The 18,817-nt window shown below is 66.2% G+C and carries 14 protein-coding genes; 1 reads left to right on the top strand and 13 read right to left on the bottom strand.

Annotated elements, in window-relative coordinates; all coding sequences use genetic code 11:
• Window positions 1–6: 6 nt before the first annotated feature.
• The 13 genes from AC3EF3_RS01995 to AC3EF3_RS01935 all read right to left on the bottom strand — a co-directional run bounded on the left by AC3EF3_RS01995 (window position 7) and on the right by AC3EF3_RS01935 (window position 16,085).
• Entirely contained in the window at window positions 7–4,737 is a 4,731-nt protein-coding gene (locus AC3EF3_RS01995; protein WP_488530485.1) for a glutamate synthase-related protein, read from the bottom strand.
• 169 nt (window positions 4,738–4,906) lie between these two features.
• Window positions 4,907–5,593 carry a transposase gene (locus tag AC3EF3_RS01990; protein ID WP_488530484.1) on the bottom strand — a complete coding sequence of 229 codons (687 nt, stop codon included), beginning with the start codon at window positions 5,591–5,593 and terminating at the stop codon, window positions 4,907–4,909.
• 46 nt (window positions 5,594–5,639) lie between these two features.
• The gene (locus AC3EF3_RS01985; protein ID WP_488530483.1) at window positions 5,640–6,473 is read right to left on the bottom strand and encodes a class I SAM-dependent methyltransferase; all 834 of its coding nucleotides are present in this window, start codon (window positions 6,471–6,473) and stop codon (window positions 5,640–5,642) included.
• Complete coding sequence (locus tag AC3EF3_RS01980) at window positions 6,470–7,024, bottom strand: DUF1415 domain-containing protein (protein ID WP_488530482.1); 555 nt, start codon at window positions 7,022–7,024, stop codon at window positions 6,470–6,472. The genes AC3EF3_RS01985 and AC3EF3_RS01980 overlap by 4 nt, the downstream gene beginning before the upstream one ends.
• A gap of 32 nt (window positions 7,025–7,056) precedes the next feature.
• Entirely contained in the window at window positions 7,057–8,250 is a 1,194-nt protein-coding gene (locus tag AC3EF3_RS01975) for an MFS transporter (protein WP_488530481.1), read from the bottom strand.
• Entirely contained in the window at window positions 8,247–9,377 is a 1,131-nt protein-coding gene (locus tag AC3EF3_RS01970; protein ID WP_488530480.1) for a deoxyguanosinetriphosphate triphosphohydrolase, read from the bottom strand. Before AC3EF3_RS01970 ends, AC3EF3_RS01975 begins: the two co-directional genes overlap by 4 nt.
• A gap of 5 nt (window positions 9,378–9,382) precedes the next feature.
• Window positions 9,383–10,480, bottom strand: a complete 1,098-nt coding sequence (gene aroB / locus AC3EF3_RS01965) for a 3-dehydroquinate synthase (RefSeq protein ID WP_488530479.1) — start codon at window positions 10,478–10,480, stop codon at window positions 9,383–9,385.
• A 9-nt stretch (window positions 10,481–10,489) separates the two neighbouring features.
• Window positions 10,490–11,014: a shikimate kinase gene (locus tag AC3EF3_RS01960; RefSeq protein WP_488530478.1), complete on the bottom strand. Its 525-nt coding sequence runs from the start codon at window positions 11,012–11,014 to the stop codon at window positions 10,490–10,492.
• A 42-nt stretch (window positions 11,015–11,056) separates the two neighbouring features.
• Window positions 11,057–13,165, bottom strand: a complete 2,109-nt coding sequence (locus tag AC3EF3_RS01955; protein WP_488530477.1) for a type IV pilus secretin PilQ — start codon at window positions 13,163–13,165, stop codon at window positions 11,057–11,059.
• Window positions 13,162–13,704, bottom strand: coding sequence for a pilus assembly protein PilP (locus AC3EF3_RS01950; RefSeq protein ID WP_488530476.1), 543 nt, complete (start codon window positions 13,702–13,704; stop codon window positions 13,162–13,164). Before AC3EF3_RS01950 ends, AC3EF3_RS01955 begins: the two co-directional genes overlap by 4 nt.
• Window positions 13,701–14,369 carry a type IV pilus inner membrane component PilO gene (locus AC3EF3_RS01945; protein ID WP_488530475.1) on the bottom strand — a complete coding sequence of 223 codons (669 nt, stop codon included), beginning with the start codon at window positions 14,367–14,369 and terminating at the stop codon, window positions 13,701–13,703. Before AC3EF3_RS01945 ends, AC3EF3_RS01950 begins: the two co-directional genes overlap by 4 nt.
• 1 nt (window position 14,370) lies before the next feature.
• The gene (locus AC3EF3_RS01940; RefSeq protein WP_488530474.1) at window positions 14,371–15,009 is read right to left on the bottom strand and encodes a PilN domain-containing protein; all 639 of its coding nucleotides are present in this window, start codon (window positions 15,007–15,009) and stop codon (window positions 14,371–14,373) included.
• The gene (locus AC3EF3_RS01935; RefSeq protein WP_488530473.1) at window positions 15,006–16,085 is read right to left on the bottom strand and encodes a pilus assembly protein PilM; all 1,080 of its coding nucleotides are present in this window, start codon (window positions 16,083–16,085) and stop codon (window positions 15,006–15,008) included. Before AC3EF3_RS01935 ends, AC3EF3_RS01940 begins: the two co-directional genes overlap by 4 nt.
• A gap of 326 nt (window positions 16,086–16,411) precedes the next feature.
• Here AC3EF3_RS01935 and AC3EF3_RS01930 point away from each other — a divergent pair, with 326 nt between their 5' ends.
• Window positions 16,412–18,814: a penicillin-binding protein 1A gene (locus AC3EF3_RS01930; protein WP_488530472.1), complete on the top strand. Its 2,403-nt coding sequence runs from the start codon at window positions 16,412–16,414 to the stop codon at window positions 18,812–18,814.
• Window positions 18,815–18,817: the final 3 nt, after the last annotated feature.

Raw genomic sequence — 18,817 nt, 5'->3', positions numbered from 1 at the left:
CGACGCTTATTTGGCCGCCACGGCCGTTTCGTGCTTCATGGCCACGTGCGCGTTGTTGCCCGTGCTCGCCGCTTCCACTTCGCGGTCGTACATCTCGATGAGCGCGCGCTTGTATTCGTTGGGGAACACCTTCACGAACCTGGCGCGGGCGTTGGCCCAGTCATCCAGCAGCTCGCGGGCGCGGCGGCTGCCGGTCCAGCGGTTGTGCTCCTCCAGCAGCTTGCGCAGCAGTTGCTCGTCGGGCTGGTCCTTGTGCAGGCGCGTGCGCGACGTGGCCTTCTGCTCCGCCGCCGTGCCCACGCGTTCGAGCGACACCATCGCGGTGTTGCAGCGGCTGGCGAACTGGCCGTCCTCGTCGTACACGTAGGCGATGCCGCCCGACATGCCCGCCGCGAAGTTGCGGCCGGTCTTGCCGAGCACGACCACCGTGCCGCCGGTCATGTATTCGCAGCCGTGGTCGCCCGTGCCCTCGACCACCGCCGTCGCGCCCGACAGGCGCACCGCGAAGCGCTCGCCGGCGACGCCGCTGAAGAAGGCCTCGCCACTGGTCGCACCGTACAGCGCCGTGTTGCCGATGATGATGTTCTTCGTCGCCTCGCCGCGGAAGTCGATCGACGGACGCACGACGATGCGGCCGCCCGACAGGCCCTTGCCGGTGTAGTCGTTGGCATCGCCGATCAGGTACAGCGTGATGCCGCGCGCGAGGAACGCCCCGAACGACTGGCCGCCCGTACCTTCGAGCTGGATGCGGATCGTGTCGTCGGGCAGGCCCTCGGGGTGCACCTTCGTCAGCGCGCCGGAGAGCATCGCGCCCACGGTGCGGTTCACGTTGCGCGCCACCTCGATGAAATGCACCTTCTCGCCGCGCTCGATCGCCGGGCGCGACTTCTCGATCAGGATGTTGTCCAGGCTCTTGTGCAGGCCGTGGTCCTGCTCCTCGCACTGGTAGCGCGCGACGTCGGCCGGGACCTTCGGCTGCGCGAACAGGCGCGAGAAATCGAGGCCGCGCGCCTTCCAGTGCTCGATGCCGCGCTTGATGTCGAGCAGGTCGGAGCGGCCGACCAGGTCGTCGAACTTGCGGATGCCCAGCTGCGCCATGATCTGGCGCACTTCCTCGGCGACGAAGAAGAAGTAGTTGACGACGTGTTCGGGCTTGCCGGCGAACTTCTTGCGCAGCACCGGATCCTGGGTGGCCACGCCCACCGGGCAGGTGTTCAGGTGGCACTTGCGCATCATGATGCAGCCCTCGACCACCAGCGGCGCCGTCGCGAAACCGAATTCGTCGGCCCCCAGGAGCGCGCCGATCGCGACGTCGCGGCCGGTCTTCATCTGGCCGTCGGCCTGGACGCGGATGCGTCCGCGCAGGCGGTTCAGCACCAGCGTCTGCTGCGTTTCCGCAAGGCCGATCTCCCACGGCGAGCCCGCGTGCTTGATCGACGACCAGGGCGAAGCGCCCGTACCGCCGTCGTGCCCGGCGATCACTACGTGGTCCGCCTTGCACTTCGCAACGCCCGCGGCGATCGTGCCCACGCCCACTTCGGACACCAGCTTCACGCTGATCGACGAATGCGGCGCGACGTTCTTGAGGTCGTGAATGAGCTGCGCGAGGTCCTCGATCGAATAGATGTCGTGGTGCGGCGGCGGGGAGATCAGGCCCACGCCGGGCACGGAGTAGCGCAGCTTGCCGATGTACTTCGAGACCTTGCCGCCCGGCAGCTGGCCGCCTTCACCCGGCTTGGCGCCCTGCGCCATCTTGATCTGGACCTGGTCGGCCGACGACAGGTACTCCGCCGTCACGCCGAAGCGGCCGGAGGCCACCTGCTTGATCTTCGAGCGCAGCGAATCGCCTTCGTTCAGCGCGTAGTCGACTTCGACGATCTCCTTGCCGAGGATCTGCGAGAGCGTCTGGCCCTGCTTGATCGGGATGCCCTTGAGCTCGTTGCGATAGCGCACCGGGTCCTCGCCGCCTTCGCCGGTGTTGCTCTTGCCGCCGATGCGGTTCATCGCGACCGCCAGCGTCGTGTGCGCCTCGGTCGAGATCGAGCCGAGCGACATCGCGCCGGTGGCGAAGCGCTTCACGATCTCCTTTGCGGGTTCGACCTGGTCCAGCGGGATCGCCTTCGACGGATCGACCTTGAACTCGAACAGGCCGCGCAGTGTCATGTGGCGGCGGCTCTGGTCGTTGATCAGCTGGGCGTATTCCTTGTAGGTGTTCCAGTTGTTCGCGCGCGAGGCGTGCTGCAGCTTGGCGATCGCGTCGGGCGTCCACATGTGCTCCTCGCCGCGCGTGCGCCAGGCGTATTCGCCGCCGGCGTCGAGCATGTTGGCGAGCACCGGGTCGTTGCCGAACGCGGCCTTGTGCATGCGGATCGCTTCCTGGGCGATCTCGAACACGCCGATGCCTTCGACCCGGCTGGCCGTGCCGGTGAAGTACTTGGCTATCGTGTCGCTGTTGATGCCGATCGCCTCGAACAGCTGCGCGCCGCAGTAGGACATGTACGTCGACACGCCCATCTTGGACATGATCTTCGACAGGCCCTTGCCGATCGCCTTGACGTAGTTGTAGATCGCCTTGTCGGGGTTGAGGTCGCCGGGCAGGTCCTTGTGGATGGAGACCAGCGTCTCCATCGCGAGGTACGGATGCACGGCTTCCGCGCCGTAGCCGGCGAGCACGCCGAAGTGATGCACTTCGCGCGCCGTGCCCGTCTCGACGACGAGGCCGGCCGTGGTGCGCAGGCCTTCGCGGATCAGGTGCTGGTGGATGGACGACAGCGCCAGCAGCGCGGGAATGGCCACCTGCGTCGGCGACACGCCGCGGTCGCTGACGATCAGGATGTTGGCGCCGCCCTTGATCGCGTCGACCGCTTCCGCATTCAGCGAGGCGAGCTTGGCCTCGACGCCTTCGCTGCCCCAGGACACGGGGTAGGTGATGTCCAGCGTGTAGCTGCTGAACTTGCCGTGCGTGATCTTGTCGATGTCGCGCAGCTTGGCCATGTCGGCGAAATCCAGGATCGGCTGGCTCACCTCCAGGCGCATCGGCGGGTTGACCTGGTTGATGTCCAGCAGGTTCGGCTTCGGACCGATGAAGGACACGAGCGACATCACGATCGCCTCGCGGATCGGGTCGATCGGCGGGTTCGTCACCTGCGCGAACAGCTGCTTGAAGTAGTTGTAGAGCGGCTTGTCCTTGTCCGACAGCACGGCCAGCGGGCTGTCGTTGCCCATCGAGCCGATGCCCTCTTCGCCGGTCTGCGCCATCGGCGACATGAGGAACTTGATGTCCTCCTGCGTGTAGCCGAAGGCCTGCTGGCGATCGAGCAGGTCGACTTCGCTCGGCGGGATGGTGCCCGAGGTGTCGGTCAGGTCATCGAGCTTGATGCGCAGGTTCTCGATCCACTGCTTGTAGGGCTTGCTGTTCGCGAGGTTGGCCTTGAGCTCCTCGTCGTCGATCATGCGGCCCTGCTCGAGGTCGATCAGGAACATCTTGCCCGGCTGCAGGCGCCACTTGCGCACGATCTTGTTCTCGGGCACCGGCAGCACGCCGGATTCCGAAGCCATGATCACGAGGTCGTCGTCGGTCACGCAGTAGCGCGAAGGACGCAGGCCGTTGCGGTCCAGCGTGGCGCCGATCTGGCGTCCGTCGGTGAACACGATGGAGGCCGGGCCGTCCCAGGGCTCGAGCATCGCGGCGTGGTACTCGTAGAACGCCTTGCGGCGCTCGTCCATCATCGTGTGCTGTTCCCACGGCTCGGGAATCATCATCATCACGGCCTGCGACAGCGGGTAGCCCGCCATGGTCAGCAGCTCGAGGCAGTTGTCGAACGTGGCCGTGTCCGACTGCGTCGGGAAAGAGATCGGGTAGAGCTTCTTCAGGTCCGCCGCCAGCACCGGCGAGGACATCACGCCTTCGCGGGCGCGCATCCAGTTGTAGTTGCCCTTGACGGTGTTGATCTCGCCGTTGTGCGCCACGTAGCGATACGGGTGGGCGAGCGGCCACTCGGGGAAAGTGTTGGTCGAGAAGCGCTGGTGCACGAGCGCGAGTGCCGAGACGCAGCGCGGATCCTTCAGGTCGAGGTAGTAGGTGCCGACCTGGTCTGCCAGCAGCAGGCCCTTGTAGACCACCGTGCGGCTGGACATCGACGGGACGTAGTACTCCTTCGAGTGCTTGAGCTTGAGGTTCTGAATGGCCGCGCTGGCGGTTTTGCGGATCACGTAGAGCTTGCGCTCCAGCGCGTCCTGCACGATCACGTCGTGGCCGCGGCCGATGAAGATCTGGCGCAGGATCGGCTCCTTGGCCTTCACGGCGGGCGACATCGGCATCGTGTGATCGACCGGCACGTCGCGCCAACCGAGCAGCACCTGGCCTTCGGCCTTCACCGCGCGTTCGAGCTCCTGCTCGCAGGCCAGGCGGGATGCGTGTTCCTTGGGCAGGAAGATCATGCCGACGCCGTATTCACCGATCGGCGGCAGCTCGACGCCCTGCTTGGCCATCTCCTCGCGATACAGCGCATCGGGCATCTGGATCAGCACGCCCGCACCGTCACCCATCAGCTTGTCGGCACCGACGGCGCCCCGGTGATCCAGGTTCTCCAGGATCTTCAGGCCCTGCTGGACGATGGCATGGCTTTTCTCACCCTTGATGTGGGCGACGAAACCGACACCGCAGGCGTCGTGTTCGTTGGCGGCCGAATACAGGCCTTCTGCTTGCAACTGGGAAATCTCGGCGGCCGTCGTCATGGCGCCCTCCTGCGGTACGGACATAGGGAAAGCGAGCATACTGCGCCGCAGCAACCCTGCCAAGCAAAATAAATGGGGTCAGATTCCGATTAAATCGGGTCTGATTTAGTGCAAAGTTAATTGGGGACACATTAAACGCGCCTGTGCTTCGACCCCGAACCGCTGTGGCCTATCCCGCCCGCGGTCGTCCAGCCTTGGCTTTGGCTACGCGACGTTCGGTACGCCGCTGGAGGTCTGCCACATAGTCCGGCTCACCCAATGCCCAGCCCCGGAACGTCGCTTCGGTGAGCGCCTGCTGTTGCTGCGACCCTATGCCGCCGCGGACCAGCTCGGCATAGGCGATGTCGCGGGCGAACGGCGTATTGCCCAGCTCCCAGTACAAGGGATGCGGCGTGATGAGCTTGTCCGAGCGGCGGCCGACGTAGTGCAGATGACTCGACCACGGGTAATCGGCCGGATCCGCGACGAGCCCCGCCCTCACCGGGTTCAGGTCGATGTACACCATGCAGGCGAGCAGATACCGCTCCGCCTGGATCAGCGTCGACTTGTAACGCCCTTCCCACAGCGTGCCCGTGCGACCCTGGCGCGCATTGAAATAGCGCACATAGCTGCGGCCGAGCGCCTGCATCATCTGCGGCACGCCTTCCACAGTCGCAGGGGTTGCCAGCAGGTGGAAGTGGTTACTCATGAGCACATAGGCGTGGATCGCCACGCCGAATTTGCGTGCGAACTCCTCGATCAGTCCCAGCAGCGTTTCGTAATCGGGGGTTCCCGCGAAAATCGCCTGCCGGTTGTTGCCGCGCTGGATGATGTGGTGGGGGTAGCCCGGGAGAGTGAGGCGGGGAAGACGTGCCATGAGCGATCGGACCTTCGGCCCGATCTTAATTGGAATCTGACCCCCATTAGAGGCCGGGGTAGCGCAACGGCTGGAGAGACTGCAGGCCGAATTCGCCCAGGATTGCGCCCAGGTGATCGGCGGCCGCGCGTTTGCGCTGGCCGGTGTAGCTCGCAAGGATCAGCTCGTTCTTCAGGCTGTGCTCCCATCCGACGAGCTCCGTCACGGTGACGCTGTAGCCGCGCGCCTCGAGGTACAGGCAACGCAGGACGTTGGTCAGCTGGCTGCCCATCTCGCGCGTGTGGAGCGGATGTCGCCACAGTTCGGCCAGCGGTGTGCGCGAGAGCGACAGCGCCTTGTCCTTGCGCAGGCACGCCGCGATCTCGGCCTGGCAGCACGGCACGAGCACCATATGCCGCGCCTGCTTTTGCAACCCGAACGCGATGGCGTCATCCGTCGCCGTGTCGCACGCATGCAGTGCGGTGACGACATCGATTCGCTCCGGCAGCACGGCGCTGCCCGCCGCGTCGGCCGCGCTGATGTTCAGGAAGGACATGCGGTCGAAGCCCAGGCGCGTCGCCAGCTCCTGCGATTTCTCGACCAGCTCGGGCCGGGTTTCGATGCCGTAGATCCGGCCACGACCCAGCCGCTTGAAATACAGGTCGTAAAGAATGAAGCCCAGGTACGACTTGCCCGCGCCATGGTCGGCCAGCGTAGGCCCGGCATCGCGCTGCGGCGAGTCCTGCAGCACCTTCTCGATGAACTGCACCAGGTGATAGACCTGCTTGAGCTTGCGGCGCGAATCCTGGTTGATGCGGCCCTCACGCGTGAGGATATGCAGCTCCTTGAGCAGCTCGAGCGACTGGCCGGGCTTGAGCTCCAGCTGTTCCGCCACGTTCATCGGCTCGGCCCCACGTCCAGCGCATCCCAGCCCGCGCGTCCCATCCGGCGCAGCGTTTCCATGTTCGCCTCGTAGATCGATTCCGGATGGGGAAACGCCTCCACCGCGCGATCGATGCTGGCCTCGCGCAGCAGGTGGATCACGGGATGCGGCGAGCGGTTGGTGAAATTGGTGATGTCGTCCTCTTCGGTGCCTTCGAAACGGAAGTGCGGATGGAAGCTCGCGATCTGGATCACTCCTTCGAGCTTGCGCTGGCGCAGGGCACGCTCCGCCTGTCCCAGGAACTCGTTGAAATCGAGGAAATGCTGCAGGCAGCGGGGCACGATGAGCAGTGTCGTTTCGCGAACCTCAGGAGCGACGGCAACGAGCGCGTCGAGTTCCGCGCGCACGTCGGCGAGCAGCTGGCTGGTCTCCGTCGCCGCGCTCACGACATAGTGCACGAGCCCTTTCACGTGCACCGCCTTCGCGAAGGGGCACAGATTCAGCCCGATCACCGCGCGCTCGAGCCAGCGACGCGTATCGCGCACATACACGTCGTCGCTGGATGACATTTCGGGAAGGTGCTGCTGCTCCGGAGCCGACATTATCGACGCGCGCGAACGATCGCGTTGCCGATGAACCCGGCGAACAGGAAGCCCATCACTGCGCAGCCACCGGTCACCGCACCGCTCCACTGCCAGCCGCCCACCGACGATGCGACCAACGCCACGGCCGGCGGGCCGGCGAACTGTCCGATCGCGGACCATTGCTGCATCCAGCCCACGGTCGTGGAGATCGTCGATTCGCCCGGCGCCAGCCGCACCGCGAGCGAGAACAAGGTCGCCGGAACCAGTCCCCCGACCATCGAAAAGAGCAGCACGCCTGCATACCGCAACGACGCGGGCAGGTCCGCGTCGCCGAACGCGACCAGCGCGCCGATCGCCATGGCGGTGAACCCGGCACGCAGCAGATGCGGCGCGGCGACACCCGTTTGCAACAGCCGGCCGGCGGCAACATTGCCCACCATGTTCACGAGCGCAGCAAGCGCCGTTGCCGTGCCGGCGCTCGATGGCGCGAGCCCCGCCTGCGCATACATCGTCGGCAGGAACCCGATGACCGACAACCATTGCGCCGAGTACGCGGCGAAGCTCAGCGCGACCAGCCACGGGCCGCGCGACCGCAAGGTCTGACGCAACCGCTCCCCCCAGGGACGCGAGGGGGACACAGGCGCATGCCGCGGCGGGTCGGCAGGAAGCAGCATCCACAACAGCGCCGCCATGGCGAACGCGATCAGCGCCAGCAGTGCCCACCACCCGCGCCAGGCGACGAAGTGCATCACGGGCGCGCCGGCGACGAGTGCGAACGCCGTGCCCACAGGCATGTAGGCGCCCCAGATGCCCAAGGCCGCATTGACGCGTGAAGGCTCGACCAGCCGGCGGATCAGGCCCGGTGCGGGCATCGACGCCAGCAAGAAGCCCAATCCTTCGATGCCGCGCAACAGCATCAACGTGCCGGCATCCTGCGCAAACGCGCCGGCGGCGCTGGCGAGCGACAGGAGCAGCAGGCCGCCGGCCATCGTGCGCTTCAGGCCCAAGGTGTCGGCGCCCAGGCCGACAGGCAACCCGAGCAGCATGCCCGCGAACTGTACGAGCGATAACAGGAAACCCGCCTGAACCAGCGTCACGCCCAGCGCGTCACGCAACACCGGCAGGGCGGTGGGCAGCTTGCCGACGTGCAGCGCGGCCGCCACGCCACCGGCGACGACCAGCATCGCGGGATCGATTCGCCGTACGCTCACGAAAGCAGCTTGCGCCCCGTGAGCCGTTCGTGCTCGCGCGCGGCGAAGCGGTCGGTCATCCCGGCGATGTAGTCGGCCACGGATCGCGCGCGGTCCGGACGCGCCGCGAAATCGGCGGGCAGCTGCGCGGGATCGGCCATGTAGGCGTCGAACAGTTCGCGCACGACTTCCTTCGCCTGCGCGGTCATCGCCATCACCTGCGGATGGCGATAGAGGTTGTGCAGCAGGAATTGCTTCAGCGCGGCCGAAGCGGCACCCATTTGTCCACTGAACTTCACGAGCGGCGGTGCCCGGCGCGCCTCGTCGACCGAACGCGGGTCGGCCTGCGCCAGCAACGCTCGCGTCGTGTCGATCACGTCGTACACCTGTGCGCTGAGCATCCGGCGGATCGCCTCGTACAGCACGCGCCGGCCGCGAAGGTCCGGGAACTCACGCTGCGTCTCGGCGCGGAAGCGCTCGAAGAGATCGACGCCCTCGAGCTGTTCCATCGTGACCAGCCCCGAACGGACCCCGTCGTCGATGTCGTGCGCGTTGTACGCGATCTCGTCGGCCAGGTTGCAAAGCTGCGCCTCCAGGCTGGGCTGCGTGCGATCGAGGAACCGTCGCGCGACACCGCCCGGTTCGGCAGCTTCCAGCTTCTGCGCGTTGGCGCGCGAGCAATGCTTGAGGATGCCTTCGCGCGTCTCGAACGTCAGGTTCAGGCCGTCGTACTGCGGGTAGCGCTCCTCGAGTTCGTCCACCATGCGCAGGCTCTGCAGGTTGTGCTCGAAGCCCCCTTCTTCGCGCATGCAGTCGTGCAACGCGTCCTGGCCCGCGTGGCCGAACGGGGTGTGCCCCAGGTCGTGAGCGAGCGCGATCGCCTCGACCAGGTCTTCGCTCAGGGCCAGCGAGCGAGCGATGGAGCGCGCGAGCTGCGCCACCTCGAGGGAGTGCGTCAGGCGCGTGCGGAACAGGTCGCCCTCGTGATTGAGGAACACCTGCGTCTTGTAGACCAGGCGGCGGAACGCCGTCGAATGGACGATGCGGTCGCGGTCTCGCTGGAACTCGGTGCGCGTGGGCGCGGGCGCCTCGCGCCAGCGGCGCCCACGCGACTGCGCCGGATCGCAGGCATAGGGCGCAAGCCGCATGGCGTTCAGGCGCTGCAGCGCTCGATCACCTCGCGCACGACCGCGTCGGGCGCGCCGCGCATGATCGCGCTGCCGGGCCGCTCGATCACGACGAACTTCGTTTCGCCGGCCTCCGCTTTCTTGTCGACGCGCATGAGCTGGACGAAGCGATCGGCACCCAGCGAGGGCGCGCGGACGGGCAGTCCCGCCTTGTCGACCAATGCCGTGAGCCGCTGGACGAAGGCCGAGTCGATGAAGCCAAGCCGTTGCGACAGATGCGCCGCCATCACCATCCCGCAGCCCACCGCTTCACCGTGCAGCCACTGGCCGTAGCCCAGGCCCGCTTCGATCGCATGGCCGAAGGTGTGGCCGAAATTCAGGATGGCGCGCAGGCCCGATTCGCGCTCGTCCTGTCCGACCACCTGCGCCTTGATCTCGCAACTGCGGCGCACGGCGTGCGCGAGCAGCACTGGATCGCGCGCCATCAAGCCCTCGATGTTGCGCTCGATCCAGGCGAGGAAGTCCATGTCGGCGATCGGGCCGTACTTGATCACCTCCGCCAGGCCCGCGCTTAATTCGCGCGCCGGCAACGTGGCGAGCGTATCCAGGTCGCACACCACCAGCCGCGGCTGGTAGAAGGCGCCGATCATGTTCTTGCCCAGCGGATGATTGATCGCCGTCTTGCCGCCCACCGAGGAATCGACCTGCGCCAGCAGCGTCGTGGGCACCTGCACGAACGGCACCCCGCGCATGTAGCACGCAGCGGCGAAACCGGTCACGTCGCCAACCACCCCGCCGCCGAGCGCGTACAGCACGGTCTTGCGGTCGCAGGTCCTTTCAAGCAGCGCGTCGAAGATTCGGTTGAGCGTTTCCCAGTTCTTGTATTCCTCGCCATCGGCAAGCTCGACGACATGCACCTGCGGATGCCGCGACGCAATCGCGCGCTGCAGCCGCTGCGCGTACAACGGTGCCACCGTGGTGTTCGTCACGATGAGCGCCTGCGCGGATTGCGGCACATCGGCCCACACGCCGGCCGCATCCAGCAGCCCGGCACCGATCAGGATGGCATAGCCGCGGTCGCCGAGCTCGATGGCGACCCGCTCGCAGGAAACGGGTGAGGACATGCCCCGAGTTTAAGGGCGGGGCGGAAGCGAACCGGTGAGCTCCAGCTGCATGATGATCATGTTGACCAGCGTCGGCACGGTGGGCCGCCCGGTCTCGATCACGAAGTGCGCAGTTTCGCGGTACAACGGATCGCGCTCCGCGAACAGGTCGCGCAGGCGCCCCAGCGGATCGGCGACCTGCAGCAGCGGCCGGCCCTTGTCGTGGCGCACGCGCCGGAACACATCCTCGGGCGCGCTGCGCAAGTAGAACACGTGGCCCGAGGCACGCAGACGCTCGCGGTTGGCAGGTCGCAGCACCGCCCCGCCGCCCGTCGCGATCACACCCTCGCGCGTACACAGCTCGGCGATCACCTGCTCCTCGACATCGCGAAAGGCCTGCTCACCTTCGCGCTCGAAGAACGAACGGATCGAGCAGCCGATGCGCTGCTCGATCACGTGGTCCGAATCGCTGAAGGGCAACCCGAGCCGCCGGGCCAGTTGCCGCCCGACGGTGGACTTGCCCGAGCCGGGCAAGCCAATGAGGATCAATTTCACACCCGGGACATTAGCGCATCGCGGCCGCAGCCAGGATCACTTTCAGCGGGCGGGGCCGCGGTCCGCGATCATCTTCGGCGTGATGAAAACCAGCATCTCCTGCTTGTTCGTATCGCGGCTCCTGTTCTTGAACAGGTTGCCCGCGATCGGAATGTCACCCAGCAGCGGCACCTTCGTTTCCGTGTCCAGCTCGGTCAGCTCGAAGATGCCGCCGATCACGACGGTGCCGCCGTTTTCGACCAGCACCTGGGTCTTGACATGCTTGGTGTTGATGGCGATGCCCGCCGCCGTCGTCTCGCCGCGGCTGTCCTTGTTGATGTCCAGGTCGAGAATGATGTTGCCTTCGGGCGTGATCTGCGGCGTCACCTCCAGCTTGAGCGTCGCTTTGCGGAACGACACCGAAGTGGCGCCACTGGACGTCGCCTGCTGGTACGGGAATTCCGTGCCCTGCTCGATCAGCGCTTTCTGGTTGTGCGCCGTCACGATGCGCGGGCTGGACACCAGCTTGCCCTTTCCGTCGGCTTCGAGTGCCGAGAGTTCCAGGTTGAGGAACCGGCTGGCGGTCGCGTTGAACAGCGAAATGGCGAACGAGGCGGGGGCGAAGCCGCCAACGCCCGGGGAAGGCAGGTTCACGAACGGATCGGCGACGGTGCCCGTCGCACCCGTACCGGTGCCGGTCACCTGGCCACGCTGGGCCGCGACGGCATCGTAGGTCGAGCCCACCACGCCGCGGTTGCCGCCGCCGATGCCGAAGGACGGCACCTGCGCGCCAAGCTTCACCCCGAGCGACCGGCTGAACGTGTCGGACGCTTCCACGATGCGGGCCTCGATCAGCACCTGGCGCACCGCGATGTCCAGCTTGCCGATCAGGTCGCGCACCTGGTCCAGCTTCGACGGGATGTCAGTGACGAACACCTGGTTCGTGCGCGGCTCGGCCATGACGCTGCCGCGCGGCGAAAGCATGCGCGCCGCGCCGGTCCCGGTGCTGATCTGCGCGGCGATCTCGGCCGCCTTCGTGTAGTTCAGCTGGAAGGATTCGGTGCGCACCTGCTCCAGGCTCTGGATCGTCGCCTTCGATTCGAGGTCGAGCTTTTCCTTGGCGGCGATCTCGTCCTTCGGCGCGATCCACAACACATTGCCGGATTTGCGCAGGCCCAGGCCCTTCGCCTGCAACACGATGTCCAGCGCCTGGTCCCACGGCACGTCCTTCAGCCGCAGCGTCACGGAGCCGTTGACCGAGTCCGACGTGACGATGTTGAAGTTGGTGAAGTCCGCGATCACCTGGAGAAGCGACCGCACCTCGATGTTCTGGAAGTTCAGCGACAGCTTCTCGCCCGTGAAACCGGGACCCTGCGAGAGCTTGGTCGGGTCCTGCTTCACCTGGCGCACTTCGACCACGAACTGGTTGTCGCTCTGGTAGGCGCTGTGTTCCCAGGTGCCCTTGGGTTCGATGGTGACGCGGACGCGGTCACCGACCTGCGTGGTCGTCACCGTCTGCACCGGCGTGCCGAAATCGGTGACATCGAGGCGGCGGCGCAGGCCTTCGGGCAGCGAGGTCTTCAGGAAGTCGACCACCAGGTTCTGGCCCTGCTGGCGGATGTCCACGCCGATCTGGTTGCTCGGCAGCGCCACGATGACGCGGCCCGCACTGTCGGCGCCGCGGCGGAAATCGAGGTCACGCAGGGGTAGCACCTCGGTGTTGCGGCTTTCGGCGAACGCCGGCTGCTGCGTCACCGGCGCGGCAGCGGCCGCGACGGTGTCGAATACGACCAGCAGCGACTTGCCCTGCAGCTGCGCGCGATAGCCCGCGGGCGCCTTCAGGTTGACCACCAGGCGCGTGCGGTCGCCGGACTGCACCACATTCACCGAGCGTACGTTGCCCTGGTTGATCTCCACCGTGTTGCGGCCCATGCCGTTGGTCGCGCCGGGCACGTCGAGCGCCACGCGCGCCGGCGCCTGGATCGAGAAGCCGGCGGGAACCGCGGCGAGCGGCTGGGCAAAATCGATGCGGATGACTTCCGCGCCGCCCTGGATGGTGCCGGTCACGGCTTCGATGGCATTCTGCGCGCGCGCCGAGAAGGCCAGCCCGGTGGCGACCATCGCGAGCGCGAACGCCCAAGCCTGCCGCCAGGTGAGCATCTTGTTGTTCATTTCGACCTCTCTTGCAGTTGCAGTGTGGCTGTCCGCTCGGTCCACTCGCCCGCAGCGTCCTGCACGATCTCGCGCAGAACGACTTCGGTCTCGTTCACCTTCACGATCTTTCCGTAGTTCTGGCCGAGGTAGTTGCCCGGCTTGACCTGGTACAGCAGGTTGTCGATGCGCAGGAGCGCGACGGGGTGGCCTTCCTTGAGCAGGGATCCGACCATCTTCATGGAATCCAAGGGGAAAGCCTCCAGCGGCTCCTTGCGGCGCGCCAGCTCGGGGGCGAGCAGCGCCGCGTTCGACGTCGACTGCGCCGAGTCGCGCTTGAGCGCCTGCGTGAGCTTCAGGTTCGAGAACGGATCCGTGGCACCTTCCTGGGTGTACGCCTGCGGGGTGAATTTCTTCGGCTCGGGAATGGGCGTGACGTGCGGTTTCGTCGAGGCACGTTGCTGGTTCATCCATTGCTGGACTTCCTCCTGGCCGGAGGCACCGCAACCCGCGAGCGCGGCGGCAGCCGCCACGGCGGCGAGCAGATGGCGGCCTGTCATTTCTTCTTCCCTCCCTGGGCCTTGCGTTGCGCCGCCACTTCGTCGGGGTCGAGATAGCGGAAGGTCTTGGCCGTCGAATCCATCACCAGCGTGCCGTCCTTGCCCGGGGTGATCGCGAGGTTGTTCAGCGTCACGATGCGCGAAAGGTTCGCGATATCGGAGGCGAACGAGCCCACGTCGTGGTAGCGGCCGGTGACCCTCAGCGCGATGGGCAGCTCCGCGTAGTAATCGCGCACGCTCACGCTGCCCGGGCGGAACAGCTCGAAGCTCAAGCTGCGGCCCAGGCCCGCCTGGTTGATGTCCGACAGCAGCGCGTCCATTTCCGCCTTGCTCGGCAGCTGTTTTTCGAGCTGCGTCACGTACTGCTGGACCTGTTCACGCTGCTTCTTCAGCGCGTCGAGGTTGATCGCCTTGGCCAGCTTCGTCTTGTATTCATCGCGAAGCTGCAGTTCCTTCTTCTCGGCTTGCTGCAGTTCCTCGTCGGAGCTGTTCAACCAGAGAAACCACAGGGCCGTGACGATCGCTGCCGCGACCACGACGAACAGCGCGAGCTGCGGAAGGATCGGCCACGAAGGCGGATCATTGGGATTGAGGCCGCGGAACTGGCTGACCAGCAGCTGCTGGAGGGCCGAAGTCTTGGCGGGAGTGTCCTGCTTGGTCGCCATATCAGCTCCTTGCCACGCCGGATGCCGACGAGGCCGGCGCGGAAGCGCCGCTCGCCGCGGACGCCGCCTTCTGTGCCTCGCTCGCGCGCAGCAGCTTGACTCTCAGCGCGAAATTTGAAACACGCCGCGTGTCACGCGGCCCCAGTTGCACCGACGCTGCAGTGATCTCGCTCAGGTCCGGGCGGACGATCCACTGGCTCTTGCTGCCGAGGTTGCGCAGCAGCTCGGAGACCCGCTCGTTCGACTGCGCCATGCCCGTGATCGTGATCACCTGGTTCTCCTGCTTGACGCTCGTGAGATAGACGCCATCCGGCAACTGCGCCACCAGCTCGTTGAGGAGGTGGACCGGCAGGTTGCGGTCGGCCTGCAGGTCTTCCACGGCCTGCTGGCGGGCGCGCAAGGCGGCGATCTCGCTCTCCAGGCTCTCGATTTCCTTGATCTGGCCCTCGAGTGTCTTGATTTCCTTCTGCAGCAGCGCGTTGCGGCTCTGCTGGTTGGCAATCTGGGCCGCGTACCAGCCATAGATGCCCACGGCGACCAGGCCGCCGATCACGGCAGCGGCACCGAGCGACATGAAGAACGCCTCGCGCCGGCGTTTGCGGGCCGCCTCGCGGTGCGGCAGGAGGTTGATCAGGATCACTGGGTGAACCTCCGCATGGCCAGGCCACAGGATGTGAGATACGAGGGGGCCTCGCGGCGCATCTTCTTTTCGCGCACGCCGTCGCCGACCTGCATGCCTTCGAACGGGTTCGCGAGCGTGCAGGGGAAGGAGGTGTGCGCGGTCACCGCGTCGGCGAGGCCGGGCAGCGCCGCCGAGCCCCCCGCCAGCATGATGTAGTCCACCCGGTTGTGGGGCGTGCTGGTGAAGAAGAACTGCAGTGCGCGCGCCACTTCCTGCGCCATGCTGTCCACGAAGGGCTTCAGCACGCTGCCTTCGTAGTCTTCGGGCAGGTCGCCGTTGCGCTTCTTCGTTTCCGCTTCCTCCGGGGAGAAGCCGTACTGCCGCACGATCAGCTGCGTGAGCTGCGCGCCGCCGAACGCCTGGTCCCGGTCATAGAGCACTTCGTCGTTGCGGATCACCTGCATGCTGGTAGTGAAGGCGCCGACCTCGAACAGGGCCACCATGGTGTCCACGCCTTGCTGGGGCAACGCCTGGATCAGGCGGCCGGCCGCCAGGCGCGACGCATAAGATTCGACATCGATGATCAGGGGCTTGAGGCCCGCGGCTTCGGCCAGGCCCTGCCGGTCCTGCACCTTTTCCTTGCGCGAGGCCGCGATCAGGACCTCGACATCGCCACTGGACGTGGAGCTCGGCCCGATCACGCAGAAGTCCAGGCTCACTTCGTCCAGCGAGAACGGGATGTACTGGTTGGCTTCGGCCTCGACCTGCACCTCCAGCTCCTGCTCGGACAAGCCGCCCGGCAGGATGATTTTCTTGGTGATCACGGCCGACGGAGGCAGCGCCATGGCCACGTTCTTGGTACGGGTCCCGCTCTTCTTGACCACGCGCCGCATGGCTTCCGCGACTTCCTCGAATTTCTCGACGTTGCCGTCCGTGATCCAGCCGCGTTCCAGCGGTTCGATGGCGCAGCGCTCGAGCACGTAGTTGCCGCTTTTGTCGCGGCCGAGTTCCACCAGCTTCACGCTCGACGAGCTGATGTCCAAGCCCAGCAATGACGCGGACTGGCGGCTGAACAAGGACCCCAGTGAGATCACATCCGTCTCCTGAAACGCCATATTTCGGCGTGTAACAAACCTAAGACTTCACTTCAATGCTAGCAGTGACATCGTTGTCGGACAAAGAGATTTTCGATTTCCGGGAGTACCCCCCGTTGCCAAAAACCGACGTCGTTACCTGCCATACTGGTGAACCCCAACTACAACACGGAATCTCATCCGTGTGGCAAGCCCCCGGCGCCGACCCGCTTCGGCCGGACTCATCGGGGCTTCCTAAAATGACCGTCCACCCTCCTCGATAAGTCATGTCCTCAGAGCAATCCGCCGCCGACCCCGGCTCGCCGTCCCCGGCGCCCCGCCGCCCCATGAGTTGGGCTGTCCGCATGCTGCTGTGGGCCGCGGCCATCGCTGCCGCGGGACTGGCATGCCTCCTGATCGTCGTCGGCGTCGCCCTGGCGGTCGCGTATCCGAACCTCCCGGACGTTTCGGACCTGTCCGATTACCGGCCCAAGCTGCCGCTGCGGGTCTATTCGGCCGAAGGCATCCTGATCGGCGAATTCGGCGAGGAGCGGCGCAACCTCACGCCGATCAAGGACATCCCGAAGGTCATGAAGGACGCCGTGATCGCCGTGGAGGACGCGCGCTTCTATTCGCACAGCGGCGTCGACTATCTGGGCGTGCTGCGCGCGGGCCTGGCGAACCTGGGCAAAGCCAAGAGCCAGGGCGCCTCGACCATCACCATGCAGGTCGCGCGCAACGTGTACCTGTCGTCGGAGAAGACGTTCACCCGCAAGCTGTACGAAGTCCTGCTCACGTTCAAGCTCGAACACCAGCTCACGAAGGAGCAGATCCTCGAGATCTACATGAACCAGATCTTCCTGGGCAACCGTGCCTACGGCTTCGCGGCCGCGGCGGAGACCTATTACGGCAAGCCGCTGAAGGACATCACGATCGCGGAAGCCGCCATGCTCGCGGGCCTGCCCAAGGCGCCTTCGGCCTTCAACCCGCTCACGAACCCCAGCCGTGCGCATGCCCGCCAGCAGTACATCATCGACCGCATGGTCGACAACGGCTTCATCACGGCCGAAGAAGGCGAGGTAGCGAAGAAGCAGGAGATGCATTTCCGCAGCGCCTCCGAGCTGTCGGGTCCGCACGCCGAGTACGTCGCCGAAACCGTCCGCCAGCTGGTGCATGCCCAATACGGCGACGAGGCGTACACGCGGGGCCTGAACGTTTACACCACGGTGAAGGCCACGCAGCAGGAAGCGGCTTACAAGGCCCTGCGCAAGGGCATCATGGATTACGAGAAACGGCAGATCTACCGCGGCCCGGAGGAATTCATCGAGCTGCCGGCCGATCCGAAGGAAGTCGAGGATGCGATCGACGATGCGCTCGCCGACCACCCGGACAACGGCGACGTCATGTCAGCGGTGGTCCTGGAGGCGAATCCGAAGAAGATCGTGGCGATGCGCTCGGGCGACGAGCAGGTCGAGATCACGGGCGAAGGCCTGCGGCCCGCGCAGTCGGGCCTGTCGGCGAAGGCGCCGCCCAAGACCAAGATCCGCCGCGGCGCCGTGATCCGCGTGATGAAGACGCCGAAGAACACCTGGGAGATCACGCAGCTGCCCGAGGTGGAAGGCGCATTCGTCGCGATCGACCCGCGCGACGGCGCTGTCCATGCGATGGTCGGCGGCTTCGATTTCAACAAGAACAAGTTCAACCACGTGACGCAGGCCTGGCGCCAGCCGGGTTCGGGCTTCAAGCCGTTCATCTACTCGGCGGCGCTCGAGAAGGGCTTCACGCCGAGCACGGTGGTCAACGACGCGCCGCTCTTCTTCGACGCAGGGGTCACCGGCGGCCAGCCGTGGGAGCCGAAGAATTACGACGGCAAGTTCGAAGGGCCGATGCCGCTGCACACGGCGCTGGCCAAGTCCAAGAACATGGTGTCGATCCGGATCCTGCAGGCGGTGGGCACGCAGAACGCGCAGGAGTGGATCACGCGCTTCGGCTTCGACGCCGAGAAGCACCCGGCCTATCTCACCATGGCGCTGGGCGCCGGCTCGGTCACGCCGATGCAGATGGCCACGGGCTACGCCGTGTTCGCCAATGGCGGCTACCGCGTCAACCCCTGGCTGATCACCAGGATCACCGACCAGAAGGGCCGCACGCTCGTCGAGAGCCAGCCCCCGCTGCCCAACGAGTCGGTGCGCGCGATCGACGCACGCAACGCGTTCATCATGGAGCGTCTGTTGAACGAGGTGGCGCGGTCGGGCACGGCCGCCAAGGTCTACTCCACCTTCAAGCGGCCCGACCTGTACGGCAAGACCGGCACGACCAACGACTCGGTGGACACCTGGTTCAACGGCTTCCATCCGTCGCTGGTGGCGATCGTGTGGATCGGCTTCGACCAGCCGAAGTCGCTGGGCGACCGCGAGACCGGCGGGGGCCTGAGCCTGCCGGTGTGGATCAGCTTCATGGAAACCGCCCTCAAGGGCGTGCCCATCATGGAGCCGGCGGCACCCCAGGGCGTGGTCAACGTGGCCGGCGAGTGGTACTACGAAGAGTACGCGCACGGCGGCGGCGTGACGAGCATCGGTGGCAGCTCGGCGGACCTCCTGCCGCCCGGTTCGGCGCCGCAGCCCAACGTGCCGCTCGACCGCGGACCGCTCTCGTTCTCGGATGGAGCGGCACCGGCGCCGGCGCCGGCGCCCGCCCAGCGTTCGACGCCCGAGGATCGCAAGAGCATCCTCGACCTGTTCAGGAACTGAAGG

This window comes from Ramlibacter sp. GS1-15 (assembly GCF_057785015.1).
This window is presented reverse-complemented; position numbering and strand designations above follow the sequence as displayed.